Source organism: Paenilisteria riparia FSL S10-1204 (assembly GCF_000525995.1).
GTDB lineage: Bacteria > Bacillota > Bacilli > Lactobacillales > Listeriaceae > Listeria_A > Listeria_A riparia.
On record NZ_AODL01000022.1, the window covers coordinates 51377 to 76241 of the forward strand.

Below are 24865 nucleotides of genomic sequence, written 5' to 3' on the forward strand. Positions count from 1 at the left end.
TGAACTGACACAAAACGCTTATATTTATATGAAAATAGAGGTAAGAAATCGAAATGCTGATTTCCTACCTCCATTTATTTAGCGCCTAATCTTGTTTGCGTCGTCTTTGTAGTAATGTGCCGAATAGAATAAATGCAGAACCAAGAAGTACGTAAAGCAGAGCAGATGTATCCCCTGTTTTTGGTAGTATCTTTTTGATGATTGGTTTCTTTGGTGTTGGCTGTTCTGGCGCTGGTTGTGCTGGTGCTAATTTTGGTGCGGTGACTTGCAGGTTTACCGTCATGGTTGTTGTTTTGTTATTGCTGTTTGTTACGCTGTAGATAACTGGATAACTGCCTGCTTTCGTTAGATCCGCTTGGCTCGCGTCGTAGGTGACTTTATCTGTTATATCGCCGTCAACACTATCTTCGGCGGTTACGTTTTCTAGCCATGCAACGTTATCTTCGCTTGTCCCTTGCATCACGCTTAGATTCGATGCTTTCAAAATTGCCATTTCAGCAGTGACTTGCACGTTGATTGTGATAGTTGTTTCTTTGTCATTGCTATTTGTTACGGTATAGCTGACTGGATAGTTGCCTTCCTTGTTGAAATCTACATGGCTATAATCGACGGATATTTGTTGTGAAATGTCACCGTCTACTTTATCGGTCGCTGTCACATTTTGGAACCAAGGATATTCTTCGCCTTTTGATCCTGCTAGAACGCTGATATTGCTTGCTTCGATGATTGGATTTTCGGCGGTCACTTGTAGGTTCACGGTTTTTGTGGTTGTTTTATTGTTGCTGTTTGTGACCGTGTATGTGACTGGGTAATTGCCTTCCTTGTTCAAGTCCGCGCTGCTGTAGTCGATTTGAATTTGGTCATTGATGTTTCCATCTGCTTTATCTTCGGCACTAGCATTATAGAACCAGTTAATGTCCTGATCTTTTGTACCCGCAATAGTCTCTAGGTCACTTACATGAAGGGCTGGATTTTCAGCAGTTACTCGAACGTTGATTGTCATTGTTGTTGTTTTTCCATTGCTGTTTGTTACACTGTACGTGGCTGGATAATTGCCTTCTTTTTTAAAATTCACTTCGTCGTAATTCACTGTAATGTCGGTGCTGATGTTTCCGTCTGACAAATCTTCTGCAGCAACGCCTTGATACCATGGGATATCTTGCGCATCAGTTCCTGCGACAATGTCGAGATCTGTTGCTGTTAAGACAGGTTCCTTAGCTGTAACTTGCAAGTTTACTGTGCTAGTCGAGGTTTTTCCATTGCTGTTTGTTATCGTATAAATGACTGGATAATTGCCCTCTTTTTTAAATGAAACCTTTGAAAAATCGACCGTTATATCTTTACTGATATCGCCATCTACTTTATCAAGTGCTGTCACGCTGTGAAACCACGGAATATCTGTGGCTTTTGTTCCTGCCAAAATGTCTAAATTGCTAGCTTGCAGGGCCGGTTTTTCTGCGGTAACAGTGATGTTGATTGTTTTTGTTGTTGTTTTGTTGTTGCTGTTTGTTACGCTGTATACGACTGGATAACTGCCTTCTTTTTTGAAGTTTACTGCACTGTAATCTACCTGAATGTCGGTGCTAATATCACCATCTACGCGATCATCTGCGGAAACATTTTGGAACCACTGGACTTCATCGGGTTTCGTTCCAGCAATTGTTGCTAGATTGATTGCTTGGAGCACTGGATTCTGAGCAGTAATATTCATATTGACTGTTTTGTTTGTTGTTTTGTTGTTGCTGTTTTGTTACGCTGTACACGACTGGATAACTGCCTTCTTTGCTAAAATTGACTTGGCTGTAATCGACTTTTACATCTGTGCTTAGATCTCCATCAGCTCTGTCCGTTGCCGAAACGCCTTGGAACCACGTCACATCGTCGGATTTTGTCCCTGCTAATGCGGCTAGATTGCTAGCTTGCAGCGCCGGTGCTTCTGCTGTAATTGTTACAGTAGCAGTGACTGCTGCTGTTTTGTTATTGCTGTTTGTCACGGTGTACACGACCGGATATGTGCCCTCTTTTTTAAAATTAACGGCGCTATAATCGGCGGTTACTTCAGTGCTAAGATCTCCGTCTGCCTTGTCTGTTGCCGTCACGTCTTGGTACCACGCAATGTCTTCTATTTTTGTTCCAGCTAGAATTTGTAAGTCCGCAGCTTGAACTATAGGTGAATCAGCACTTATAGTTACTTGGATTGTTTTCACTGTCACCTTGTTATTGCTGTTTGACACCGTATATGTGACTGGGTATTGGCCTTCTTTTTTGAAGTTCACTTGGCTGTAATCGACTGCTAAATTTGCGCTAATATCTCCATCTACTGTGTCCGTTGCAGATGTGTTTTGATACCATGGAACATCCGTTGCTGCTGTTCCGGCGATAATATTGATATCCTGTGCTGCGATGACTGGTAGGTTCGCGGTTACTCTTGCTGTCACGGTTTTCGTTAAAGCTTTATTGTTACTATTTTTAACGCTGTAAATAACCGGATAGTTTCCTTCTTTTTTGAAATTCACTTGGCTATAGTCCGCGACAAGTTGGCTGCTTAAATCGCCATCTACCTTGTCTGTTGCACTAACGCCAGTGTACCATGGGACTGCATTTTCGTCTGTTCCTGCGATGATATCAAGATCTGTTGCCTCGATAATAGGAGCATCAGCTGTGATTGTCATCGTCACCGTTTTCGTTGCAATTTTGTTTTTACTATTTGTAATCGTGTATGTGACTGGATATTGCCCTTCTTTTTTGAAATCTACTGCGCTATAATCGATGGTAACATTATCTGAGATATCGCCATCAACTTCGTCTATCGCGGACACAGGAGTCACCCAATCGATATCTGACGCGGTAGAACCAGCTGTTGCATGAAGATCACTTGCTGTTAAAACTGGTGCTTCGAAAATTCGAATTTTAGCAATCGAACTATCGCTTTTTAATATTTTGTCCGCTAATTCAGTTTCCGATGTTGCGGGTATTTCTAAATGTTTATTTTTCAAGTAAGACCCGTAATCAGCATCTGGTTTTAGATCAGCAGTTACTTTTAACATGTAGCTATTGACATATAGATCTGCGTTTTTAAGCGCTGCTGCAGTAGCTGTTGCTGTCACCGTATTCGAATTTTTATCGATAGCAATGGTGAATAAAGATGACGCGTCTTTACCAGCGATATTTGTTATTTTAACATCTCGAATGTCGAGAATATTTTCGAGTGATGTCTTCATAACTAGCTTGCTCTCAAGATCATCTGTATCACGATATGGTACTTCTTGGATTGTCGTGTATTCTACCTGATTGTCCTCCACATTTGATGTAGCTTCGTCTGCTATGAACTGTGGTTTAGGAAAATCAATGGCTATAAGGGATTTACCAATGTAACCCATAACGCTCGTTCCTTCTGCTCGCGGTGCCATAATAAGATGATCAGTTGGCCCGTATATGAAAGAACCCCAACTTTCTTTGACAAATTCGTCGCTTGCAATGCCTGCAGATGTGATAGAAGTGGATGTTTCGTCGTCACTATATAGCAATGTACTTTTTTCCATGACGTAGATATTTTTCATTTTGCTTTCCTTGAAAATTTTCAGGCTCTCTGCGTTATCAATATCTGTGTACGTGAAAAATCCAGATACTTCGATGGGCTTTTTTGTTTCGTGATCTAAATATTGAATTTTAACGATAGGATCTGATGTTTTACCTGTATTCGTGAACCTTAGGAACGTGTTCGCTGCGTGCCCCACTGTAATTGGTGAAGTTAACTCAAGTGGGATAAGACGCAAATCAACCCATCTCGAGTTATAAATACCGACTCTTGAGGCTTCCATATAGGTATCTTCTGCTCCAGGTGTGATAGTATTCGGTTGAAAAACAACATCATTTGCTGGTAGCGCTTTTTCTGCACCATTAACTACGTAGGAAATCTTTGTATCTGATGTAAACCTTGGGAAGAAGGAGTATTCACTTGGAATGTAGAGTAGTGGATCTTTTTGTGTTGGTACTTTAATTGAGTAAGGACTATTAATGAGTTGGCCACTAGTAGCTAATCTAGCTTCAATAGCTATACTTGTATTTTCGGTTGCTAATACTTGATTTGGCGGTACTAATGAGCTCATCCCAAGGCAAAAAACGATGACTGGGACTGCGACTTTCTTCATGTTATTATTTCCTCTTTTCTTTTAATTCATTTAGGCTATTCATATTTAAAATATGACCCTTGAATTCACTATAAGGGATAGCAGGAATATCGTGAAGAGGTCGAATTGGTGTTTTAAGGGGATTCCATGTGAACATTTTGTGAACTAAAAAAAGTTCCCATTGATTTTGTAACTTAACCAAATGAGAACAATTTTATCTATATAAAAATCTTAAGTCTATCTTCGTGGAGTTTTTCGCCACCTTGGTAATGATGTTGTTTGGCACTTAGAAGCATCTCGATATGCGCTGCGGTTATTGTCTCGCCAGTTATAATGATGGGAATTCCCGGTGGATATGGGATAACCATTTCTGCTGCTTTTTTGCCGATTGTATGTTCAATTTTTTCCAAAAAGAGTTGGACGGGATGTATCAAAAGCTTGAATTCGAGTAATGGTTGGGATTGCAATTGAATCTGGTGAATTTAACGCGCGAAATTCGACATCTGCCCAATTTAAACCAGTTGTTGGTGTCGGGAATTCCATACCCTCTTTAATTAAGGGCAGTGTAAGTAAAACATTATTAGTGTCTGCAAGCTCCGGATAGTAGCCTGCTTGTTCAAATATTGTTTGAAGATTGAAACCAGATAATCCGTCTTTGCGCACGATAAGTTTTAGTGGGTCATCGGGTGTAATGACGGCAAGCTTATTTTTTTGAAGCCAAATTAGCCACTCTGTGCGCATATTTCGGAATGCCTCTACGTCTTTTTTATTATAATTTGACACGTAATGACGCGCATAATCAAGGGATGCCATAATTAAATAAGAAGGGCTACTTGATTGCAACATTTGTAGATAGCTTGGAATTCCGGCTAGTTCGTCCCGCCATTTTGGTATATGTAAATAGGATCCCATCGTTAGAGCTGGTAAAGTTTTATGCGCGGAATGCACAACAACATCAGCGCCAAGTTTGATTGCCGAGGCTGGAAACAACGATGCATCCGCTTGAAAATGAGCACCATGCGCCTCATCAACGAGTACGAGTGCACCGAATTTTCGGCACGCTTCAATGCAAACTACTAAATCAAAATCGAAACCGTAGTAGCTCGGATAAGTAAATATAACAGCTCGAATCACTTCCATTTGTAAGGCTTCGAGTAATAGTGAGTTATCAATACCGTTTGCTGTCCCTGTCTGTGATTCCTTTCGTGTCGCCAAATAAATCACATGGACACCTGCTAAATCTAGTGCGTGCATCACTGACTTGTGACAATCACGCGATGCTATTACCGTATCTCCACGCTTACAAGTTCCCAGAATCATTGCCAAATTCCCTACGGTCGAACCGTTCACCAGCATATAACTGCAATCCGTATTGTAAGATTCGGCAAGGAGTTGCTGTGCCTCACGTATCGCACCTTCTGGATGATGCAAATCGTCCAAACCCGAAATTTCTGTAAGATCATAACGCAACACTTCACGATATATTTGGGGAAATAATAGCCCATTTTTTGTGTCCTGGTACGTGTAGAGAAGCTCTATTCTCATGTTTTTTCAAAGCCTCCACAATTGGCATCTTATTTTGCATTTAAAGCCCTCCAATCTTATCTCATCTATTGTATCATAACGTTTAATCTCCCACCATCAGGGAAATTTACATGGTAGGAACTAAAACAAGGAGGAGATAGTAAACATGAAAAAAATTCTAAATGAAGTGGATCAAGCCGTGGAACAAATGGTGGAAGGTCTAGTCAAAACGCATAATGACCTAGTGTATCGTGTGGCAGGCACGCGCGTCATTGCCAGAAACGACAAACGCCCCGGAAAAGTTGGACTAGTAAGCGGTGGTGGCTCTGGTCATGAACCCGCGCATGCAGGCTTCGTTGGCAAAGGCATGCTTAGCGCAGCAGTTTGTGGTGACGTCTTTACATCTCCGACACCAGATCAAATTTTGGAAGGAATTAAAGCCGCAGATCAAGGAAAAGGCGTACTTCTAATCGTGAAAAATTACACTGGTGACGTGATGAATTTTGAAATGGCGGCGGAACTTGCCGAAGCAGAAGATATTCACGTCGCGTCCGTTCTTGTGAATGACGATATCGCCGTGGAGGACAGCTCGTTTACAACAGGTCGACGTGGTGTTGCTGGAACAGTGTTTGTTCATAAAATCGTTGGCGCAGCTGCAGAAGCTGGAGCGTCTTTGGAAGAACTCCAAGCACTTGGTGAAAAAGTGGTAGCTTCCGTCAAAACTATTGGCGCAGCCTTATCAGCTGGAACCGTTCCAGAAGTTGGACACCGTGGTTTTGAGCTACCAGACAATCAAATCGAAGTCGGCGTTGGGATTCACGGGGAGCCTGGATCAAGCCGTGAACAAGTGATGACCTCGCATGAACTCGCGAATTTACTTTTTGCACGGATTAATGCAGAGCTCGTACTTGGGACAGAAGATAAAATCGTTGTTCTTGTTAACGGAATGGGCGCGACACCACTCATGGAGCAGTATATTTTTGCAAACGATGTCCACCAAGTCATTGCGACACATGGGATTCCGATTGCTAAAACGATCGTTGGCGATTTCATGACCTCCCTTGACATGAACGGCATATCCTTAACAATTTTGAAATTAACGGATGAAAAATGGCTTGATATGGTGAACTATCCTGTCGTAACTAGTGCGTGGAAATAGGAGGGATTGCATTGATTTATAATACAAATTGGGCAGTTCAGTGGCTACAAGACTTCAGCGACCGAGTCATTCAAAACAAACAACTACTTAGTGATTTAGACCAAGCGATTGGCGATGGAGATCATGGTATCAACATGGCTCGGGGCCTCACAGAACTCAAAAAATCGTTACTTGAAAAAGAACCAGCAAAATGTAAAAGAAACGTTCAAAACTGCTGGCATGACAATACTTAGTAAAGTCGGTGGCGCTTCTGGGCCGCTATATGGCAGTGCTTTTCTTGCAATGAGTAAGGCAATCGATACCGACACATTAACGGAAAACCAACTCATTGAAGCACTCGAAGCGGGACTGGCGGGAATCGAACACCGTGGCAAGTCGCATGCCGGGGAAAAAACAATGATTGATGTTTGGGAACCCGTTGTTAACGCCCTACATCAAGATGAATTAAGCAGCGATGTTATCGAAGCAGCCCTACAAAAAACAAAAGACTTAAAAGCAACAAAAGGCCGCGCTGCTTATCTTGGCGATCGTTCCATCGGTCATCTTGATCCGGGAGCCTATTCCTCTGCATTACTTTTCCATGCCCTGCTTGCACAAGAGGAGGCCAATTAAAATGAGCGCTAAATATGGCATCACTATCATCTCTCATTCCGCGGAAGTCGCGCACGGCATCCACCAAATCCTTCTTGAAATCGCTCGCGACGTCCCGATTACCCATGCAGGAGGTACAGATGACGGCGAAATCGGCACGAGTTTTGAAAAAGTAAGTATTGCTTTTGAATCAAACAAAGCCGATTATATCTATGCCTTCTATGATCTGGGTAGCGCTAAAATGAACATCGAAACCGTCATGGATATTTCCGACAAAGAAATCCTCCTGTTCGATGTCCCAATCCTAGAAGGAGCCTACATCACAGCTGCCCAACTACAAATCGATGAGAGAATCGAAACCATTAACGAGAATCTCAAAACGATTATTATAAAATAAAAAATGCCTCGCGCTACGATTTTCATGTAACGCGGGGCATTTTCTCTACCAGCTTGCTTTTTTCACACCAGGAATTTGTCCTTTATGGGCATATTCGCGAAATGTAATCCGTGACATGCCAAATTTACGCATGTAAGCTCTTGGTCTACCATCTATTAAATCACGATTTTTATAGCGAATCGGGTTGGAATCTTTCGGTAGTTTCGCCAATGCAACGACATCGCCTTTTGCTTTCAATTCACTTCGTAGCTCTGCGTATTGTGCTATTAATTGACGTTGCTTAGCAGCTTTTGCTATTTTTGATTTCTTAGCCATTTTCTTTCCTCCTTCTCATAAATAGTAATCATTACGATTTACCAATTATACGCCTGCTTTCAAAATAAAGCAAGTCATCGAGGCAAAAATAAAATAGGTAGTGTTATAACTAGCACTTATAACACTACCTACTCGGGATGAAGACTTTGCAGCAAAGCCGCACACATTAAAGAAAGCTTATTAACAAAGCCTCTCATTATTTTATACTATTTCCTGATTTTCGTCAACAATTGTGTTGATTGATAATTTATTAGCCATAATGACTATCTATTTGCCAGTACCGCTAGCGATTAGCTTCTATAAAATCCTTTATCTCACTATCCACACCGATATTCGCATGTAGCCAACTATGTTGCGCAAACCTTCCAGTAAACAAAACTTGCTGATAATTTTCCGAATTAAAAATAAATGCCGCACTCTTCGCACTATCTACCGCTACTGGTCCATCGCTTCGGCTACCATCACCCAAATCACCGATAATATTCAGCATCTTCAAATCACCAGGAATCCTATCTCGGCGCTCCACCATCTCTCTGAAATACTGCGATTCCTTCATAGGCCCATTCGCAGTCAAATCATACGGCGTCTTGCCATCACTCGAAACAACCGAACCATTAAATGGTGTCCCGATAGCAGTAAACGTATTTACTTCTGGATAATAATTCGCGTTATAGTTATACTTCTGCAAAAAATTCACAAACGTTAAGCCTCCATATGAATGTGCCACAACATCCACATCCTCAATCCCGTAGTCCTTTTTCAACAATTCCATCGCTTTGGAAAACCATGTCGCGTTATTTGGTATAATAGATCGTGGATTTTCAAAATTCACACGAATCATTGGCCGCTTCATAGCCTTGTCATAGACACCAGAAATGTCAATATCGCCGTTCTCACGTACTAATAATTTCAGCGAGCGTGTCCCAAAATCCGTTGCGCTATAACGAACCGTTGTTGTGAAAAATGTCCAATTCGAGCCATCATACCCGTGAATAAACACAATAGGTGCATCTTCTGGTTTTGCAGCCGTCGTTATGTGTAGTGCGTGCTTCACCCTAAACCCCAACGGATCAAGCAAAGCCGTCCGAAAAGCCATAAAAAATAGCACTGCAACAATAATAGCTCCCGTCCAAATCCATGTTTTTCTCATTATCACACCCCAAATCCCATAAAATTAGAGACCCTCCTGAAAGAATCTCTAATCCTTATTTCGGCGAATTTCTTAGCTGACGCTTTCTTGCTTCGCGAAAAAGATAAAAATATTTGGCCTCTGCCTTCTTTAATTCATATTCGCTTTCTGGATTGTAGCCAAAGCTTTTATGCACAATGCTTTTTTGCTGGTTCCATTTTTCTTGCGTTACTTCCATTAACTCTAACAAATACGTATCATACGATTTATGCAACTTACCGATTTTTTGCTTTCTATGGCGTTTGGTTTTTGCATTTTTGTTACTTCTTGATTCCATGTTTGCTCACCTCGTTTTTAGATTTCACGCCGTCCCTCTAAAGCTTTGGAAAGCGTTACTTCGTCTGCATATTCTAGATCGCCACCAACTGGCAAACCGTGTGCAATCCGTGTTACTGTAATGCCTGATGGTTTTAGCAAGCGGGAAATATACATTGCCGTTGCTTCGCCTTCAACATTCGGATTTGTCGCTAAAATAACTTCTTGAATCGTATCATCTTGTAGCCGTTTTAACAAGTCTGGAATATTAATATCTTCTGGCCCAATCCCATCCATCGGCGAAATCGTTCCGTGAAGAACATGATAAAGTCCGTGAAAATCGCGCATCTTCTCCATTGCAATCACATCTTTAGCTTCCTGCACAACGCACACAATACTACGATCACGAGAAGTATCTGCACAAATGTAGCACGGGTCTTTATCCGTAATATGGCCACAAACGGAGCAAAAACTTAAATTACGCTTCGCATCTACAAGCGCCTTCGCAAAATCAAGTACATCTTCTTCTTTCATATCCAACGTAAAAAAAGCCAGTCGAGCCGCTGTCTTTGGCCCAATACCAGGCAATTTCATAAAACTGTCCATCAGCTTAGTTATCGGCTCTGGATAATGCATAAAGTCCTCCAAACTTAACTTTCATTTATGTGTTTCAATCTCATGGGGTAACATACGAAGCAGACCGCCCAAGAGATTCCGTGGAACCTCTTGAACCTGTGTGCCTACTATTGTTTTACATGCCTGGTAAGTTCATACCTTGCGTAAATTTGCCCATTGTTGAAGCGGTTGTGTCTTCGATTTGTTTCAATGCATCGTTTGTTGCTGCCAAAACTAGGTCTTGTAGCATTTCGATGTCTTCTGGATCGACTACTTCTTCTTTGATTACTACGTCAGTGACTGTGCGTTTTCCTGTCATTTCAACAGTTACCATACCGCCACCTGCTGTTCCAGTGAACATAGATGCTTCTAAATCAGCTTGAGCTTTCGCCATTTCCTTTTGCATTTTTTGCATTTGCTTCATCATACCTTGCATATTTCCCATTCCACGCATTATAAAATCTCCTCTTTCTTTCGATTAATTTTTATTCTTTAATTTCAATTAAACCTTCTCCAACTAGTTTCGCAGCTTCACTGATGAGCGGGTCTTCCACAGGTTCTGGAGCTTTTTCACCACCACCATCTTCTGCTTCTGTGTTATCCGCATTTTTCAAGAAGTTCTCACGGATTTCACCCCATTGATCTTCAGGGATACCGATGAAGGAATAATTATTCTTCGTCAGCCTTGAAATACCGTTCGTTACTGTTTCCACAAAATTGGGATTGTCCATCGCCATTTGACAATGAATCTCATGCTTAAATTTTAACACAAAAGTGTCATTAGAGGCAGCTACAGGCTCAGCTTCATTTAAAAGTGCGGCTTGAGACGCCATTAGCATCGAGATAAGGTCACTCCAGCAACTACGAATGAGTTGCAAATCTTGTTTTTTCGCGGCGCTTAGTACGGCATTGATTCGACCGACTGGTGCTTTGAATTGCTTATTACCAGAAATAGCTTGCTTCTTACGCGGTGCGGCTTGTTGCGCCCCAGCATTGTTTGCGGCTACTGCACCGCTTGCAATTTGACGTTTTAGTTCGTTTAGCTCTTGTTCTAAGCGCTCCACTTTGTTGGTAAGTTCTGCTACGTCCCCGCTTGGTGCAGCAGCTTGTTGGTTTGATGTAGCTGGTCCGGCTCCACCGCCGACTTGGATTAACTGCACAAGCGCGACTTCAATATAAATTCCCGGATGATTTGAAAAACGCATTTGTTGTCCTGCATCATTTAAAATCGTCACGTATTGGTAAATTTTGTTGGCATCAGCAACTGTAGCTAATGTTTGGAAAGCTTCGTCGATAAGTGCGCGTTCCATTGCATCCGTCAATTCTGGCGCTTTTTGGAATAGCAACACATCACGGAAAAAGACGAGCAAATCTTCCACTAGGCGAACTGGGTCTTTCCCCTCTGCAAGTAAGCCTGAAAGTTTCTCCAAAGCTTGTTTGGCATCTGAATCAATGACTGCTTGCACGAGTTCCGTCAACATACCTTGTGCGACTGACCCCGTGATTTCCAGTGCGTCGGCAACCGTTACTTCTTGCGTACCGTAAGAAATAACTTGATCCAGCAAACTTAACGCATCCCGCATCCCGCCTTCAGCAGCGCGAGCCACGATGTCTAGCGCCTTCTCATCATAAGCAATTTTTTCCTCATCCAGTATGAACGCTAGTCGTCCAATAATGTCTTGCGTCGTAATTCGTTTAAAATCAAAGCGTTGCACCCGCGAAATAATCGTCAGTGGCAACTTATGCGGTTCCGTCGTTGCTAAAATAAAAATCACATGCTTTGGCGGTTCTTCCAAAGTTTTCAAGAGCGCATTAAAGGCCCCCGTCGAAAGCATATGTACCTCATCGATAATATAAACTTTGTATTTCGCAACAGTTGGTGCGTATTTCACCTTTTCGCGAATGTCTCGAATTTCCTCCACGCCGTTGTTGGACGCCGCATCGATTTCTAATACATCCGGAATTGAACCATCTGTTGTTCCCGTGCAAATTTCGCATGCATTACACGGTTCACCATCCACACTATTCGGACAGTTAATCGCCTTTGCAAAAATTTTCGCTGCACTTGTTTTCCCAGTTCCACGAGGGCCAGAAAACAAATAGGCATGCGATGTTTTATTCTGGACGATTGCATTTTTTAATGTTCGTGTTACGTGTTCTTGTCCTACCACATCTTGAAAACTTTGTGGGCGAAAAACACGATACAGGGCTTGATATGTCACACTTTCCCCTCCGTTCAGCGCGCCGACAAATGCTCATCTCCGTCGTTAAAGTCTCCGCTCCAGTGCTCGACTTTGCCTAGAATCTAAGCATTTGTCAGCGCGCTGAAGGGTTTGGCGGGATATTTAATAACAAATTCGGCTGTTTCTTCTATTATAGCGTATTGCGTGGTGTTTGATAAGCTGGGCGGGCTTTTATTTTTTCGATTTTGGCAGCTAATTCTTTGTGTTGTTGGATGATGTAGGCTTCGATGCCAGCTAGGGTGCGGGTAATGCGTTTTTTTCGGGTGAAGCCCAGAATGCCTCCAACTAATATATTGTTCCAGCGTGCCATCGCAGTTTTGGCTTCTACGGTTTCGTCATAGACTACTTCGCAAGTATGCTCGCTCGTGTTTTCAATGGTGTAGCGTGTTGTGTGTGTGTTTACATGCGTTTTTGTTTGGAATTCGTAGACTTCTGGCGGAGTGCATTTGGTGATAATCATGATTGCCTCTGAACCGTTTGCCATTTTGCGTTTAAACTTCATGCCTTCAAGCTTTTGGACAAGCGGTTTCTTGCCCGTCGTTTGCTTCACATCGTGCAATACCGAGTTGATAATTGTATCAAAACACTCTTTTTGCGAGATTGCGAGTTTTTTCGTTATTTTCAATGGTTTTTACGCTCCTTTATTTCTTAATTCCATGGCAACTTTCCTCTTTAAAATTATCCCATTTACGCGCATCTTTTACAAGCTTTCCAAGGAAAGAAATTACGATTTGTAGTATAATGGGAGAGAAATGGAGGTCATAGTATGGCACAAAAAGCAGATTTCCCAGATTTCGACAACGGCAAACTCGTGAAGAAGAACGATTATACGATTGTACTTCCTGGCGATAAAGAAATTGTCTTGCCGACAAAAAAGAAGACTGAGGATAAGAAAAACGATCCTGAAAGTGAAGATTAATATTTTGCGGAACAACAAAAAAGCACTTATCTCCATACAACGGGATAGTGCTTTATTCATATCAGCGTGTCGACAAACGCCCATTTTCGTCGTTAAAAGCTCCGTTCCGATGCTCTCGTACTCAAGCACGCTCCGCTTTGTTGGAACTGTTCGACGTGTGACGAGTTACAGTTCCAATATAAGCATGAACGATTAGTCCTTGCCTAGGAACTAGACATTTGTCGACACGCTGAAGCTTGGAGGCACAGACAGATTTTTTTGTGACTTATAGTTTTTATTGTATTATTCTTCCACTTTCTCAATATGCTCCAAATCTTTAGCTCGGAACATTTGGTTGTAACGTTCTTCATCTTCTTGGTTATCGCGTACTACTTTCGCTACTGTAAATGCGGATGAAATGAGGCCAACTGAGCCCATGAGATAGTAACCCTTTACCATCAATGGTTCTTTCAATGTGACTAGGCCAATAACCATTAACACCCCGAAAGCCAAAAATGAACCCCATGCTAACAAGACAAATGCTGGCGAATTACGATATGCTTTTCTTTTCATGTTATCCCTCCTGTTTTTACAATTATACCAATTCCTTAGTAAAAAGGATAGTACAATTTTACAGGGAGTAATAAAAAAGTTTCTTTAAGATGGGAGAATAGTACTTCTTTTCTTTATTATTCTCCTAACTCCACTACCTGATATTTCTTAAAATTCACAACTGTGCGAACAGGAGCTTTATGTTCCTTTTGCAAGTCTCCATCAATCGCGACAATCGCCGAGTTGATTAGGAATTTCTCGATTCGTCCGAAGTATGTCTTTTCTTCACGTTTCCATGTGATATAATCCTCTACTTCGCCTTGTTTCTCTGCATTAGCCTTGGGAGCTTTGCGCAACTCTAGTAAATTCACACCTTGATTTTCTGCGGGCATTTCATTCACCTCTTTTATCTAGTATAGATGATTTATCTATAATTAGATAGTCTTTGTTGTTATTTTTTCTATAGAAAAGCCGAAACACGACCGTATCTCGGCTTTTTAGATGTATTTTTTAGATGTATTTAATTTGGTTCAATCGAGAATGTACGATTATATTTAAAATTATATCCCGTTGTTTTTCCTGTTTTTAAAGACACATTTAAGATGTTTTCAGCCTCTGAACTACCACTCGTTAACACTACTAAGTTGCTACTGTCTTGATGTGTTAAATTAATCGAGGAAGCTTTTGTATTTATGGTCCAGAGAACTTTCTTCTTATCCGTATCCATAGCGCTAAGTAATATGTTAGAATCAGATTCCGTTGTTTCGTTATGTTCTAAAATAAAGGTCGGATTGTCATCTATATGCATTGGCGTTGATACCTGCCAAGCATTTAGACTACCAATCAAACTGCTATATCTCGAATCATTATCCTGATAATTGGATAGTGCTTTCTGATAAGCTTCCAGCGCGTCTAAATAAGCTTGAGTATCTGAATAATCACTGTATGACGGCATTTTTTGGGGGGTGCTGCAATGCTTTCAATTGGTTTATACGTATACTGGTCGTTATTGTTTGCTGGTGTCAGCAAGAATGCGCCGTTTATAAATACTTGATCCACTACTTTCGTTTGATCGGCGATTGTGCTAGTTCCTTTGTTTATGAGGGAAGTCGTATACACATATTTACGTTCTGATGATTCATCAGGTAGCTCTAATCCGCGCTGTATCGCCTGAACATCTTCTGCCCCTAGCATGACGAAATACTTGCCATCGTTTTTACCTGAAGCAACAATTTGCCCCTGAGCACTCTGGGTATTGTTCAGATCATCTGATTCAAAAAGATCACTAGCATTCACGCCTTCTTTGGCATTTCCCTTCATGGAATCCGCGTCTATCTGATACACTTGACCATCCAATCCTTTAAAAAGAACATGTTTATCTTTAAATACATACCATGCAGTGTTTGTTGGAAACTGATTTTTAAGTGTTGGACTTATTTCTGCTAATTTTCCTTCGTCTGCGATGATTTGGCCGTTCTGCTTATTGATTACTTGCAAATTTTTCCCGTCAAAAATCCATACCTTTTCGCTAGCTTCACCGAGTATTTTTTGGCCTTCAGAGAAACCTTTTGAAAGCTTGGTCTTCCAGATTCGCTTTCCTGTTTCGGGTTGAATTGCAACAGCATAAACCTTTGAAGTGCCAGATGTATAGCCGTTCTCTACACTATTTGCTTGAAATTCATTGGTCAGCGTCATCACCGTAGGCTTGCCTTCATGCGTATAAAAGACGCCCTGAGCACTTACATCCACACTGCCCGCACTACCCAAAGCTATGGATAGCGTTAAAAACAAACCGATGTTAAAAATAAGAAAAACAAGTCCTGCCAAAAATCCCGTCAAGAAACCTTTGGATGACTTGCCTCCGCTTTCTGCTCTATGCATCCGATTTCTAATCTGTCCAATACATCCAGAAACGAAAACTGCAACAAAAACACCGGTAATAAATATAAATAATCGTCAAAAAAACATTATGCCAAATCACGTCGTTGTACTGAAATGCTGCCACTACTTTGTCCCAAAATGTTATTTCCATCTGTAAAACCCCTTTTTTAATAATTCTTTCTGGTACGGTGTCGTGCTTTCTCTTTTATTTTACTACAAAAAATTCCCAATTGGTATTAAATACAATAAAAAACGGAACATATCGATGGATACATTCCGACTTTTAAAGTTATTTAATTATTATATTTTCCTACGTTCAGTGAATTTGCTTTGACTTAGTAGTACTCGTCTTGGTTTTATGCTTGATGATTCGACGAAGTACAGTGGACGCTCTTTTGTTTCCATGAAGATACGGCCGACATATTCACCGAGTAGACCCGTGCAGAGTAGCTGAATTCCGCCCATTAGTAGCAACGCATCAATAATTAGCGGCATTGACATTGCTCCTGCACCGCTAACAAATAGATGAATGACTAGATAAGCCGATAAAACTACCGACCCCACTATCGCCAAGCTTCCGATGATTGTAGCAATTCGCAATGGGGCAATGGAAAGAGACGTTAAGCCTTCCATCGCAAGTCCGAATAGTTTTTTATAGCTCCATTTGGTTTCTCCTGCTACTCGTGCATCACGGTGGAATAGAATTTCTTTTTTCTTAAAACCCATCCAGCTGAACATGCCTTTTGTGTAACGTTGTGATTCGCGCATTTGTTTTAGTGCTTCGATACATGTTTTATCTAGTAAGCGAAAATCACCTGTATCTTCTTGAACGTCAATGGATGTCATTTTTTGAAGGAAGCGATAATAGGTTTTTGATGACCATTTTTTAAACCATGATTCTCCGTCGCGGGATACTCGTTTTGCATAGACATCTTTATAGCCTTGCTCCCAATACTTTAACATTTGCGGGATTAGTTCAGGCGGATCTTGCAAATCAGCATCCAAGAGTATAACGGCGTCACCATTCGTGTAATCAAAACCTGCCATCATCGCAACTTCTTTCCCATAATTTCGGGATAAACTAACATACTGAACAGCATCGTCTCGCTCTTGCAATTCTTGAATCACACGAACCGTTTCATCCCTACTCCCATCATCAATAAACAGAAAGTAGAAACCATATTGGTGTAATCGGTCTCTTATTTGTGACAGCCTATCATATAAAAAGGGTAACGATTCTTCCTCATTATATACAGGTATCAAAATACATATTTCTTTCATCAAACCTGCTCCTTCCTAAATTTTTGCCATCACATTTTTATTGATTACTGCTGACTATGCGCTTGTTTTGTTCTTGAATGGGTCTGTTGTTTCCTTCTAGTTGGCTACTTAAATCTTGAAGTTGTTGTTTGGACATAGTGATTGGTTTTTCATATACTACCCATTTCACACCTTCTGTTGTGGCTGGTGTTGTTAGTGATCCGTCATATACGTAAAATGTACTATCTTGTGGTATTAAGCCTAGTGTACTTACAATTTTCTTCATGTCTGTTGTGCTGCCATTTTTAGAATCATTGATTAGACTAGGCAGGTCACCAATCGCTAGGTTTTCTTTGCCTGACTTCACGAAAATACTTACGATGGTTGTTTTCTTGTCTGTTGATACGTGTTTTAGTTGTAATTCTGCATCGAATTTCTTGCCGTCTAATTCGTGTTCGCTCGGCGTGTGGATGTTGATTTCTTTTAGAATGTAATCTTTGCCGCCTAGTGTCATTTTGCTGTCAGCTCTGCCTTTGGTTGTTTCTGCGACTGCTTGGACGCTTTGGTCTTTACGTGTTACTTTGAACATCGTTGGTTGATATTTGTAATCGATTTTTAGTTTGGCATTTTGTGTTGTATCGCTTGTTTTAATATTAATTGGTGATTGTGCTTTACCCGTATCACTAATTTTGTAGGCTGATTTGATGGAACCCCAGTTTTCAGGGCCTGTTTTGCCAGAGTAAGACCAGTCTAGCAGTTGTTTCTCATCTGTTTTCTTGACCGCTTTTGTTTCGGTCTTCGTTTCGGTTGTTTTTGGCTTTTCTTCTTTGGCTTTATCATCTGAGGAGCCACATCCGCCTAAAACCAACATACTACTTGCTAAAATCGCCATTCCTGATAACATTACTTTTCTATTCATTGTCCTAATAACCTCGCTTCATTTTTTTATTCTTTAATTCGTTCGGTTTTTGCCCAGCCTTCTTTTCTTGTTACTTGTTTCCAAAAGGCTAGCCAGATACTTGGGATGGTTAGTATGTTGTATAAAGGCATACAAATACTGGCTAATATTGCGCGAAATAAGGATGTTCCATTCGCGTCTTGCTTACTTTGCTCGTAATAGTAAATGCACCAGACAAGGCCTGGGCCAAAAATAAGCGCTAAAATAATTAAAATCGCACCACTATTTTCTAGGCTATTATTAAATCCTGCTTGCCAATCAATCGCCTGGAAGAAGAATAAAATCATGAACCATGAGAACACCATAATTAAACTTCCTAACAAGTTAATCCATGGCTGAGCTAAAAAATAATAAATATCTAATTTCGAAATGCCTTGTAATTTTTCTGATTTCACGATTTCTCGAAGTCTGCTCATGGATTGAATGTTTCCTTGCACCCATCTGGCGCGCTGTCTGATAAATCGTTTTATCGATGTTAGGCCTTGCTGGTACACTATGGCTTTTCCTAAATATTTGCTTTTCCAGCCTTTTAGCAGAATCGATAACCCTAAATCAAAGTCTTCTAACAAACATTTGGACCACGGTGTTTCTCCTAAATCGTATAGTGCTGACAGTCTTGTAAACTGGCCATTTCCACCTAATCCAACGCTTTCTGTGTATTCGCGACTGTTTTGAATCGCTGCAACGGTGGAATAAAACTCAATGTCTTGCAACATCGGTAGCATTTTCGCGCGATTCGTAATGCGAACTCTGGCTTGCGCTGCTCCGATACTTGGGTCACTGAAACATTTGGACGCTTCTTCTAAAAAGTTTGTACTTGGACGCCCATCGCCATCTATAACTGTTAAAATAATTTTGTCTGGATCTAGGTTGAGTAATGATACAGCACGCTTAATTTTGCTGTATGCATAATTTAATGATTCTCCTTTCCCTAGTTGCGCGTTTGGTTTCTTCCGTTCAATAATACGAACATTAGGATTTTTCAGGCCTTTTATAATGTTAACCGTGTTATCTACTGAATCATCATCAATAACGACAACCATTTTCTTCTCGTATTGCAAAGATAGGATTGAGTTAATCGTTTTTTCAATCACGAGCTCTTCATTGAGGCAGGGAATTAAAAAGAGATAGGTCAATTCCGTGTCATCTTTTACGCGTGCCTTGGCATCAGAATTCCTAAATGGCGGCAATAGCAAAATCAAACTCGAGTACAAAAAATAGGCAAAGATCAAAAAGACACTTGTTCCTGCTAATATAACTAAAAGAATATTCATTATCGGCTCCTTACTTTATACCTTTTCCAAAATAACAACTTCCCTATTTTCATAACTTTCTTCTGATTTGATAAATCTTCCTGTACATGAAATCAAGGTTACTTTTTGCCCTTTTGTCGTGTCCATGAGATCCGTTGGGAAATTCTTATAGGAATATGCCTTTTTTGAAACTACTTGAAATGTCTGTGCTTTATCATTGGCATCGGTAATAACTACTTTTTCTCCGATTTTAATATCTTCTAAATACTGAAATAAACCTAATTTCCCGCCCCAGTCACGATGGCCTGCGATGATTGCATTTCCTTTGTTGCCTGGCGTTGGGCCGAATTTATACCAGTAAACTTTCGTTATGTCATCGGGAATATACATTCTGCCGTCTTTATCCGTTCCAACAGGGACAATCGGATTGACAACAGGTTTCTCACCACTTGGCTGAAAAGTGATGCTTTTTGGGATGACATTATTTTCTTTTGTTTGATCGCTTGAATTTTTGTGTTCTGCGGGTGTGCTTGTGGTTTGTTGTTGCTCTGCGTCACCTGCAATGGTTTGTTGTTCGGATATTTGATAGACGTATACGATGGCTAGTACGATGAGAATTGGTACTATAATGCATGAAATAATAATCCGTTTTCTCACAAGCGATCTTCTCCATTGCCAAAAGCCTCATGTTTGTACGCCACAAATGTTCCGTTGTAAGGAAGTATCCGGATGTACCCTTCTCCAGCCAATTGAGATAGAGCAGACTTAATCGGTGTGCGGCTCATATTCAATGTATCTGCTAGCTCGCGTTGATTAACGAAATCGCCTGGTTTCAGCGTTCCACTACTAATTTGTGCCAAAATATAATTGTAAGCCGTCTCTTCCAAACGTCTTTTTCGATTCTCCATATATTCTCCTCCCATAAATTTTCTAAATAAACCATGTATTCCTATTGTCCACTAAATAAACGCCACGCTCCAAATTTAGACATCTTCTGGTGTTGTCAATATCGCTTGTCGTTTTTTCTTCTTTTTCGGTACAAAGGCGAGGCATAGTTTTCGAATTTCGTTTAATCCCCATGCAGCTAAAACACTGTAGCCAATTATAAGCGGGATATGATATCTTCCTTGAACTTCTACTAGCAATCCTGACAAAGTAAAGCCTACTTGGAACAACATAAACAAATAAATACTCGGGATTTTCCGTAAAATGAGCGCAAGGACTGCCGCTACAAAATTGATTGCCAGCATGACATACATAAAGATATTGCAAATCATCAAAATAATATCTGAATGGTACCAAATAAATCCAGCTTGGCTATACACATTCCAATTGTACCCATAGTTTTCATCCGAATAGTGGATGTACTTGTTTTTCATGTGAGATACTAGATCGCCTTCTTTGGCCATATCTTTATATCTGGTAATACCTTTCGACATCAATTCTTTATCTACTTCACTGTTTGTCAGCGATGTATCATTATATAGTTTCCAGAACTGGTCGGCATCTTCCTTCGCCCATTGCCCTCCGCTTTTTTCGTTAGCGCCAACAAATAAGCTGTAACCTAGCGAGGAGTTAGACGTCGGGATGTGATAAACAAGTCTGTTAATCGTTGACTGCCCTAGTGAAAAAAGCACAAATAAGATAATCACGATTGAATATGTTTCCAATGTTTTCCGTCGATTCTTTTGCACAATTAGCGCCGTAATAACAAATGCTATTAAGACAACCGCTGCGAGAGGCCGAATCATGTTCATACAAATCAGCGTCAATGCAAGTAATAATGCCCATAAAGGACTGAATCCATTATCTTCAATCTTCATATATAAATAAATGCTGAGCACAAATAAAAATAAAAACAGTGGCTCCGTGCCTAGTAAGGTACTGTACAGAAAATAGGCTGGCCAGATAGCAAAAATAAGTGCCGCACTTGTTGCTACATTTCTTGAAAATCGTTTGGCAAGCGTAATATAAAGTAACACACCAGTAAACCCTGTGAGAAAAATATTAAACAGTTGCCCAACAAAATAAGAGTTTCCAAAAAGCTTGTAAACAACCGATAGAACATTGGAGAAATTGAGGATATGTGTAAAGTATGGGGCGTAAAATAGAATTCCTTTATCAAATAAAACACTCCAGCTATTTTGATCGGCAACATAACTGGCGATAACGTTGTAGTAATAATAATCTGAGACCGCATCTGTTGGTAGCCAAGCAATCCAGATGATTCGTGGAACAAGAATGAGTAAACTTAGCGCTAAATAAAAGTAACCCTTCTTCCACTGATATAATTTCGTAAATAGCCATGTTAGTATGACAATAAGAATAATCATGCCTAAGCCTACTGCCAACATCGTCCAGATTGTAAATGCGTCGCTACTACTCCAAGATTCTGGTAACAAATATGTTGTTAGTATGAGTAAAGCTATCATGATAACTACTGGGAACCACATTGCTAATCCTGTTAAACTCTTTTTCAGCACGCCTTTCCTCCTATTCAAAATTTATAAAAGAGATGCGGCACTGGCTTATTACCAATGCCACATCCCCTTTATTCATTCATTTTTTCGTGGTGTTGTTTTATTGAACGGTTACTGCCAAAGTTTTAACTACTTTGTTGTCGCTCTTACGTGTGACAGTAATTGTCGATGTTCCTTTTGTTACTTGTACTTCAATGTGGCCTAGAGCTTTAGTATCTGTATTGTTGTTTGTAATGTTTGGATTTAATACTGTTGTGTTAGAAATACTGAAGCTATAGTCTGTATTGAAGTTAGCTGGTTCGCCATCTACGTAGAAAATAAATTGACGACGACCGTTTGTTTGTTGATCTGATTCTTTTTCTGCATCTAGAGCATTGTATGTTAGTGTTACACTAGATTTATCTGCTAGACCTTCAATGGCATTGTAGATTTGGACTGGGCCGCCATTTGCCTTGTCACCATTGAAATTACCTTGTTCAACGATGCTTGAGAAGTATGAATTTATATTGATTGTTGTTTTAACAGTAACTCCAGTTGATGGTGATGTAACATTTACTGTTGTAGATCCTTCTTTCAAACCTGTGAATGCACCTGTGTTAGCGTTAATAGATACGATGGACGGGTCATCGACAGTGTATACTAGCTCTTGGTGCGTTGCATTGGTTGGATTTACATGTGCTTGTACTTGACCTGTTGCACCTACTTTAACATTGTACGGTCCTGAAATAACTACTCCTGAAACGGCTACTTCAGGGCCTACTTTTACTGTAATTGTTTTTGTGATGTTACTGCCATCTGTTGTTTTCACAGCGATTGTAGTTGTTCCTTCTTTTTTCGCTGTCCAGTTGCCGTTTGCATCGACACTAATAATGGAGCTATCTGCTGGTGTATACGTTAATGTTTTATTGGCTGTGTTGGATGGAGCTACTGTTGCGTTTACTTTACCTGTATCTCCAACTTTTGCTTCGATATTCGTTGCTCCTAATGTAATGTCTGTTGCTTTCACTGGGTTTACGTTAATTGTTGTTTTAACTGTAATTCCAGATGTTGGTGATGTAACATTTACTGTTGTAGATCCTTCTTTAAGGCCTGTAAATGCACCTGTATTAGCGTTAATAGATACAATCGACGGGTCATCTACAGTGTATACTAGCTCTTGATGGGTTGCATTGGTCGGATTTACATGTGCTTGTACTTGACCTGTTTCGCCTACCTTAACATTGTACGGTCCCGAAATAACTACTTCTGAAACGGGTACTGCAGGGCCTACTTTTACTGTAATTGTTTTCGTGATGTTACTGCCATCTGTTGTTTTCACAGCGATTGTAGTTGTTCCTTCTTTTTTCGCTGTCCAGTTGCCATTTGCATCGACACTAATAATGGAGCTATCTGCTGGTGTATACGTTAATGTTTTATTGGCTGTGTTGGATGGAGCTACTGTTGCGTTTACTTTACCTGTATCTCCAACTTTTGCTTCGATATTCGTTGCTCCTAATGTAATGTCTGTTGCTTTCACTGGGTTTACATTAATTGTTGTTTTAACTGTAATTCCAGATGTTGGTGATTTAGCATATACAGTTGTTGAACCAGCTTTCAAGCCTGTGAATTTACCTGTGTTAGGGTCAATAGATACGATAGATGGATCATCTACAGTGTATACTAGCTCTTGATGTGTCGCATTTTCTGGTGTTACCCATGCATTTACTTGACCTGCCCCGCCTACATTCACAGTGTATGGTCCTGCAATAAATACTCCTGCAACACCTACGTCTCCAGCTTTTACTGTTACCGTAATTGTTTTAGTGATGTTACTGCCGTCTGTTGTCTTCACAGCAATTGTTGTTGTTCCTGCTTTTTTCGCTGTCCAGTTGCCGTTACCATCAACACTAATAATAGAGGTATCTGCTGGTGTATATGTCAAGGTTTTATTAGCTGTATCTGATGGTGCTACTGTAGCGTTCACTTTACCTGTATCTCCTACAGTTGCTGAAATATTAGTTGCGTCTAATGTGATATCTGTTGCTTTCACTGGTGCAACATCTGTAACGTTAATAACTGTTGTCAAAGCTTCTGTAGAAGGAGCTTTAACAGTAACTTCTGTTCTGCCAACTTTCAAACCTGTAAATTCACCTGTAAGTGGATTAATAGATATAATACTTGGATCAGCAATAGTATATGTTATGCGTTGATCGGTTGCATTGTCTGGTTGTACGCCAGCAAATACTTGACCTTTCTCGCCAACTTCTATTGAATATGGTCCGCTCAACCAAATGCCAGTAACAGGAATTATTACAGCTGCATTCATATCTGTACGTGTTTGGTTGGCATCTATTTTGATATATCCAGATACTCCATCTTTACCAAATGCGGCATTCGCAAGTACTGAATGGCCAGTTGGTGGTGTTACTTTGATATAATAATTACCTGGTGTGATATTTTCGAATGCATAAGATCCGTAGCTATTTGTTCTTGCAGTTGCTACAACAGTACCATCTGTGCTATATAGCGTAACTACTGCATTCGAAAGACCATTTTCGCCAACTTCTTGCGTACCATTCATGTTTTGGTCCTCAAAAACAGTTGAGCGAATTTGACCTGATTCTTGTGCCAATGTTAGGCGTAGATTACTGATTGTGTCATTATTGCCCACATGCAAGTAATAAGAGTTACCATCGCTACCAAAACCGTTAGATGAAGCAAATGTGTAGTTTGCGGGGATTGGTGCTTTCACGTAATAGTCGCCTGCTGGAAGAGAACCGAATGCGAAACTTCCGTCAGCTGCTGTTGCTACTGTCTTCACTAATGTGCCGTCAACGTTGTATAAAGATACATTTTGACCGCTAACTCCTGCATCTGTTGTCGTATTGATTAATCCGTTAATGTTTGCATTCGCTTGTTGTTTTAATGTTACAGAGTAGCCAGTGATTGCATTGTCCCCTGTTGCATTTAGATAATTACTGTTTCCATCAGAGCCGTAACCTTGTCCACTAACAAAGCTGTAATCGGCTGGGATTAGAACTTTTGTATAGTAGTCTCCTTGAGCTACTTGTTGGAAAGAATAGTTTCCACTAGCATCTGTTTTTTTGTGTTGCGATTGTGTTTCCTTGTACGTCGTGTAATTCAACTGTTACACCAGAAATTCCTGATGCTTGATCACTTTTCACA

Annotated in this window: 28 protein-coding genes; 5 read left to right on the forward strand and 23 right to left on the reverse strand. The window is 40.5% G+C overall.

The features are described 5' to 3' along the window. Positions 1-85: 85 nt before the first annotated feature. From PRIP_RS11660 to PRIP_RS11670, 4 genes are all read right to left on the reverse strand, one after another. Positions 86-1711 (reverse strand): LPXTG cell wall anchor domain-containing protein, encoded by a 1626-nt coding sequence (locus tag PRIP_RS11660; protein ID WP_036101317.1) that lies wholly within the window; start codon positions 1709-1711, stop codon positions 86-88. Further along, a complete protein-coding gene (locus PRIP_RS11665) occupies positions 1638-4151 on the reverse strand; it encodes an immunoglobulin-like domain-containing protein (RefSeq protein ID WP_036101318.1) in 2514 nt (837 codons plus the stop codon). Before PRIP_RS11665 ends, PRIP_RS11660 begins: the two co-directional genes overlap by 74 nt. Positions 4152-4348: 197 nt before the next feature. Beyond that, positions 4349-4498, reverse strand: coding sequence for an Orn/Lys/Arg family decarboxylase (locus tag PRIP_RS18360; protein WP_241434164.1), 150 nt, complete (start codon positions 4496-4498; stop codon positions 4349-4351). Between the two features lie 28 nt (positions 4499-4526). Then, a complete protein-coding gene (locus PRIP_RS11670; RefSeq protein ID WP_052008887.1) occupies positions 4527-5675 on the reverse strand; it encodes an aminotransferase class I/II-fold pyridoxal phosphate-dependent enzyme in 1149 nt (382 codons plus the stop codon). 145 nt (positions 5676-5820) lie between these two features. On the opposite strand from PRIP_RS11670, the gene dhaK reads away from it, so the two are divergent. Genes dhaK through dhaM form a run of 4 tightly spaced genes read left to right on the forward strand, consistent with a single transcriptional unit; the run spans position 5821 to position 7801 of the window. Further along, on the forward strand, positions 5821-6813 hold the full coding sequence (gene dhaK / locus PRIP_RS11675) for a dihydroxyacetone kinase subunit DhaK (RefSeq protein ID WP_036101319.1): 993 nt from the start codon (positions 5821-5823) through the stop codon (positions 6811-6813). A gap of 11 nt (positions 6814-6824) precedes the next feature. Then, on the forward strand, positions 6825-7046 hold the full coding sequence (locus tag PRIP_RS18365) for a DAK2 domain-containing protein (protein ID WP_479494823.1): 222 nt from the start codon (positions 6825-6827) through the stop codon (positions 7044-7046). Continuing rightward, entirely contained in the window at positions 6937-7425 is a 489-nt protein-coding gene (dhaL, locus tag PRIP_RS11680; protein WP_479494822.1) for a dihydroxyacetone kinase subunit DhaL, read from the forward strand. The genes PRIP_RS18365 and dhaL overlap by 110 nt, the downstream gene beginning before the upstream one ends. Before the next feature lies 1 nt (position 7426). Beyond that, positions 7427-7801 (forward strand): dihydroxyacetone kinase phosphoryl donor subunit DhaM, encoded by a 375-nt coding sequence (gene dhaM / locus PRIP_RS11685; RefSeq protein WP_036101320.1) that lies wholly within the window; start codon positions 7427-7429, stop codon positions 7799-7801. A 45-nt stretch (positions 7802-7846) separates the two neighbouring features. Here the strand turns inward: dhaM and rpsN are convergent, their stop codons facing one another. From rpsN to PRIP_RS11720, 7 genes are all read right to left on the reverse strand, one after another. After that, complete coding sequence (gene rpsN, locus PRIP_RS11690) at positions 7847-8116, reverse strand: 30S ribosomal protein S14 (RefSeq protein WP_036088293.1); 270 nt, start codon at positions 8114-8116, stop codon at positions 7847-7849. A gap of 283 nt (positions 8117-8399) precedes the next feature. Further along, positions 8400-9266 carry an alpha/beta hydrolase gene (locus PRIP_RS11695; protein WP_036101321.1) on the reverse strand — a complete coding sequence of 289 codons (867 nt, stop codon included), beginning with the start codon at positions 9264-9266 and terminating at the stop codon, positions 8400-8402. A 55-nt stretch (positions 9267-9321) separates the two neighbouring features. Next, positions 9322-9582, reverse strand: coding sequence for a YaaL family protein (locus tag PRIP_RS11700; RefSeq protein WP_036101322.1), 261 nt, complete (start codon positions 9580-9582; stop codon positions 9322-9324). A 17-nt stretch (positions 9583-9599) separates the two neighbouring features. Then, complete coding sequence (gene recR, locus PRIP_RS11705) at positions 9600-10196, reverse strand: recombination mediator RecR (RefSeq protein WP_036101323.1); 597 nt, start codon at positions 10194-10196, stop codon at positions 9600-9602. A 115-nt stretch (positions 10197-10311) separates the two neighbouring features. Continuing rightward, on the reverse strand, positions 10312-10629 hold the full coding sequence (locus PRIP_RS11710; RefSeq protein ID WP_036088289.1) for a YbaB/EbfC family nucleoid-associated protein: 318 nt from the start codon (positions 10627-10629) through the stop codon (positions 10312-10314). Positions 10630-10660: 31 nt separating this feature from the next. Continuing rightward, positions 10661-12397, reverse strand: coding sequence for a DNA polymerase III subunit gamma/tau (dnaX, locus tag PRIP_RS11715; protein WP_036101324.1), 1737 nt, complete (start codon positions 12395-12397; stop codon positions 10661-10663). Positions 12398-12548: 151 nt separating this feature from the next. Further along, positions 12549-13043 carry a DUF3284 domain-containing protein gene (locus tag PRIP_RS11720; RefSeq protein ID WP_077912995.1) on the reverse strand — a complete coding sequence of 165 codons (495 nt, stop codon included), beginning with the start codon at positions 13041-13043 and terminating at the stop codon, positions 12549-12551. Between the two features lie 141 nt (positions 13044-13184). On the opposite strand from PRIP_RS11720, the gene PRIP_RS17185 reads away from it, so the two are divergent. Beyond that, positions 13185-13337 carry a hypothetical protein gene (locus PRIP_RS17185; protein WP_159101541.1) on the forward strand — a complete coding sequence of 51 codons (153 nt, stop codon included), beginning with the start codon at positions 13185-13187 and terminating at the stop codon, positions 13335-13337. A 282-nt stretch (positions 13338-13619) separates the two neighbouring features. Here the strand turns inward: PRIP_RS17185 and PRIP_RS11725 are convergent, their stop codons facing one another. The 12 genes from PRIP_RS11725 to PRIP_RS11775 form a co-directional block, all read right to left on the reverse strand. Continuing rightward, a complete protein-coding gene (locus tag PRIP_RS11725) occupies positions 13620-13889 on the reverse strand; it encodes a YiaA/YiaB family inner membrane protein (RefSeq protein ID WP_036101325.1) in 270 nt (89 codons plus the stop codon). Positions 13890-14005: 116 nt separating this feature from the next. Next, positions 14006-14260, reverse strand: a complete 255-nt coding sequence (locus tag PRIP_RS11730) for a DUF2187 family protein (protein ID WP_036101326.1) — start codon at positions 14258-14260, stop codon at positions 14006-14008. A gap of 128 nt (positions 14261-14388) precedes the next feature. Beyond that, positions 14389-14823, reverse strand: a complete 435-nt coding sequence (locus PRIP_RS11735) for a PA2928 family protein (protein ID WP_036101327.1) — start codon at positions 14821-14823, stop codon at positions 14389-14391. After that, a complete protein-coding gene (locus PRIP_RS11740) occupies positions 14781-15749 on the reverse strand; it encodes a PA2928 family protein (RefSeq protein WP_036101328.1) in 969 nt (322 codons plus the stop codon). The genes PRIP_RS11735 and PRIP_RS11740 overlap by 43 nt, the downstream gene beginning before the upstream one ends. A 7-nt stretch (positions 15750-15756) precedes the next feature. Then, a complete protein-coding gene (locus PRIP_RS17190; RefSeq protein ID WP_159101542.1) occupies positions 15757-15900 on the reverse strand; it encodes a hypothetical protein in 144 nt (47 codons plus the stop codon). A gap of 149 nt (positions 15901-16049) precedes the next feature. Beyond that, the gene (locus tag PRIP_RS11745) at positions 16050-17030 is read right to left on the reverse strand and encodes a glycosyltransferase family 2 protein (RefSeq protein ID WP_036101329.1); all 981 of its coding nucleotides are present in this window, start codon (positions 17028-17030) and stop codon (positions 16050-16052) included. Positions 17031-17067: 37 nt separating this feature from the next. Beyond that, positions 17068-17928, reverse strand: a complete 861-nt coding sequence (locus tag PRIP_RS11750) for a carbonic anhydrase family protein (protein WP_036101330.1) — start codon at positions 17926-17928, stop codon at positions 17068-17070. A gap of 26 nt (positions 17929-17954) precedes the next feature. After that, a complete protein-coding gene (locus PRIP_RS11755; RefSeq protein ID WP_036101331.1) occupies positions 17955-19241 on the reverse strand; it encodes a glycosyltransferase family 2 protein in 1287 nt (428 codons plus the stop codon). 15 nt (positions 19242-19256) lie between these two features. Then, on the reverse strand, positions 19257-19877 hold the full coding sequence (locus PRIP_RS11760) for a class F sortase (protein WP_036101332.1): 621 nt from the start codon (positions 19875-19877) through the stop codon (positions 19257-19259). Next, positions 19874-20128, reverse strand: a complete 255-nt coding sequence (locus tag PRIP_RS11765) for a GntR family transcriptional regulator (protein WP_036101333.1) — start codon at positions 20126-20128, stop codon at positions 19874-19876. The genes PRIP_RS11760 and PRIP_RS11765 overlap by 4 nt, the downstream gene beginning before the upstream one ends. A gap of 75 nt (positions 20129-20203) precedes the next feature. Then, on the reverse strand, positions 20204-21703 hold the full coding sequence (locus PRIP_RS11770) for an ArnT family glycosyltransferase (RefSeq protein WP_036101334.1): 1500 nt from the start codon (positions 21701-21703) through the stop codon (positions 20204-20206). Positions 21704-21800: 97 nt separating this feature from the next. Beyond that, complete coding sequence (locus PRIP_RS11775) at positions 21801-24824, reverse strand: Ig-like domain-containing protein (RefSeq protein ID WP_036101335.1); 3024 nt, start codon at positions 24822-24824, stop codon at positions 21801-21803. Between the last annotated feature and the right edge of the window lie 41 nt (positions 24825-24865).

What these genes read in the sequence shown, in the direction of transcription:
- PRIP_RS11660 (WP_036101317.1), bottom strand. Translation starts at nt 1,711, where the DNA reads ATGAATATTACTGCTCAGAATCCAGTGCTCCAAGCAATCAATCTAGCA.
- PRIP_RS11665 (WP_036101318.1), bottom strand. Translation starts at nt 4,151, where the DNA reads ATGAAGAAAGTCGCAGTCCCAGTCATCGTTTTTTGCCTTGGGATGAGC.
- PRIP_RS18360 (WP_241434164.1), bottom strand. Translation starts at nt 4,498, where the DNA reads ATGGTTATCCCATATCCACCGGGAATTCCCATCATTATAACTGGCGAG.
- PRIP_RS11670 (WP_052008887.1), bottom strand. Translation starts at nt 5,675, where the DNA reads ATGAGAATAGAGCTTCTCTACACGTACCAGGACACAAAAAATGGGCTA.
- dhaK (WP_036101319.1), top strand. Translation starts at nt 5,821, where the DNA reads ATGAAAAAAATTCTAAATGAAGTGGATCAAGCCGTGGAACAAATGGTG.
- dhaL (WP_479494822.1), top strand. Translation starts at nt 6,937, where the DNA reads ATGGTATCAACATGGCTCGGGGCCTCACAGAACTCAAAAAATCGTTAC.
- dhaM (WP_036101320.1), top strand. Translation starts at nt 7,427, where the DNA reads ATGAGCGCTAAATATGGCATCACTATCATCTCTCATTCCGCGGAAGTC.
- rpsN (WP_036088293.1), bottom strand. Translation starts at nt 8,116, where the DNA reads ATGGCTAAGAAATCAAAAATAGCAAAAGCTGCTAAGCAACGTCAATTA.
- PRIP_RS11695 (WP_036101321.1), bottom strand. Translation starts at nt 9,266, where the DNA reads ATGAGAAAAACATGGATTTGGACGGGAGCTATTATTGTTGCAGTGCTA.
- PRIP_RS11700 (WP_036101322.1), bottom strand. Translation starts at nt 9,582, where the DNA reads ATGGAATCAAGAAGTAACAAAAATGCAAAAACCAAACGCCATAGAAAG.
- recR (WP_036101323.1), bottom strand. Translation starts at nt 10,196, where the DNA reads ATGCATTATCCAGAGCCGATAACTAAGCTGATGGACAGTTTTATGAAA.
- PRIP_RS11710 (WP_036088289.1), bottom strand. Translation starts at nt 10,629, where the DNA reads ATGCGTGGAATGGGAAATATGCAAGGTATGATGAAGCAAATGCAAAAA.
- PRIP_RS17185 (WP_159101541.1), top strand. Translation starts at nt 13,185, where the DNA reads ATGGCACAAAAAGCAGATTTCCCAGATTTCGACAACGGCAAACTCGTG.
- PRIP_RS11725 (WP_036101325.1), bottom strand. Translation starts at nt 13,889, where the DNA reads ATGAAAAGAAAAGCATATCGTAATTCGCCAGCATTTGTCTTGTTAGCA.
- PRIP_RS11730 (WP_036101326.1), bottom strand. Translation starts at nt 14,260, where the DNA reads ATGCCCGCAGAAAATCAAGGTGTGAATTTACTAGAGTTGCGCAAAGCT.
- PRIP_RS11735 (WP_036101327.1), bottom strand. Translation starts at nt 14,823, where the DNA reads ATGCCGTCATACAGTGATTATTCAGATACTCAAGCTTATTTAGACGCG.
- PRIP_RS11740 (WP_036101328.1), bottom strand. Translation starts at nt 15,749, where the DNA reads ATGCATAGAGCAGAAAGCGGAGGCAAGTCATCCAAAGGTTTCTTGACG.
- PRIP_RS17190 (WP_159101542.1), bottom strand. Translation starts at nt 15,900, where the DNA reads ATGGAAATAACATTTTGGGACAAAGTAGTGGCAGCATTTCAGTACAAC.
- PRIP_RS11745 (WP_036101329.1), bottom strand. Translation starts at nt 17,030, where the DNA reads ATGAAAGAAATATGTATTTTGATACCTGTATATAATGAGGAAGAATCG.
- PRIP_RS11750 (WP_036101330.1), bottom strand. Translation starts at nt 17,928, where the DNA reads ATGAATAGAAAAGTAATGTTATCAGGAATGGCGATTTTAGCAAGTAGT.
- PRIP_RS11755 (WP_036101331.1), bottom strand. Translation starts at nt 19,241, where the DNA reads ATGAATATTCTTTTAGTTATATTAGCAGGAACAAGTGTCTTTTTGATC.
- PRIP_RS11765 (WP_036101333.1), bottom strand. Translation starts at nt 20,128, where the DNA reads ATGGAGAATCGAAAAAGACGTTTGGAAGAGACGGCTTACAATTATATT.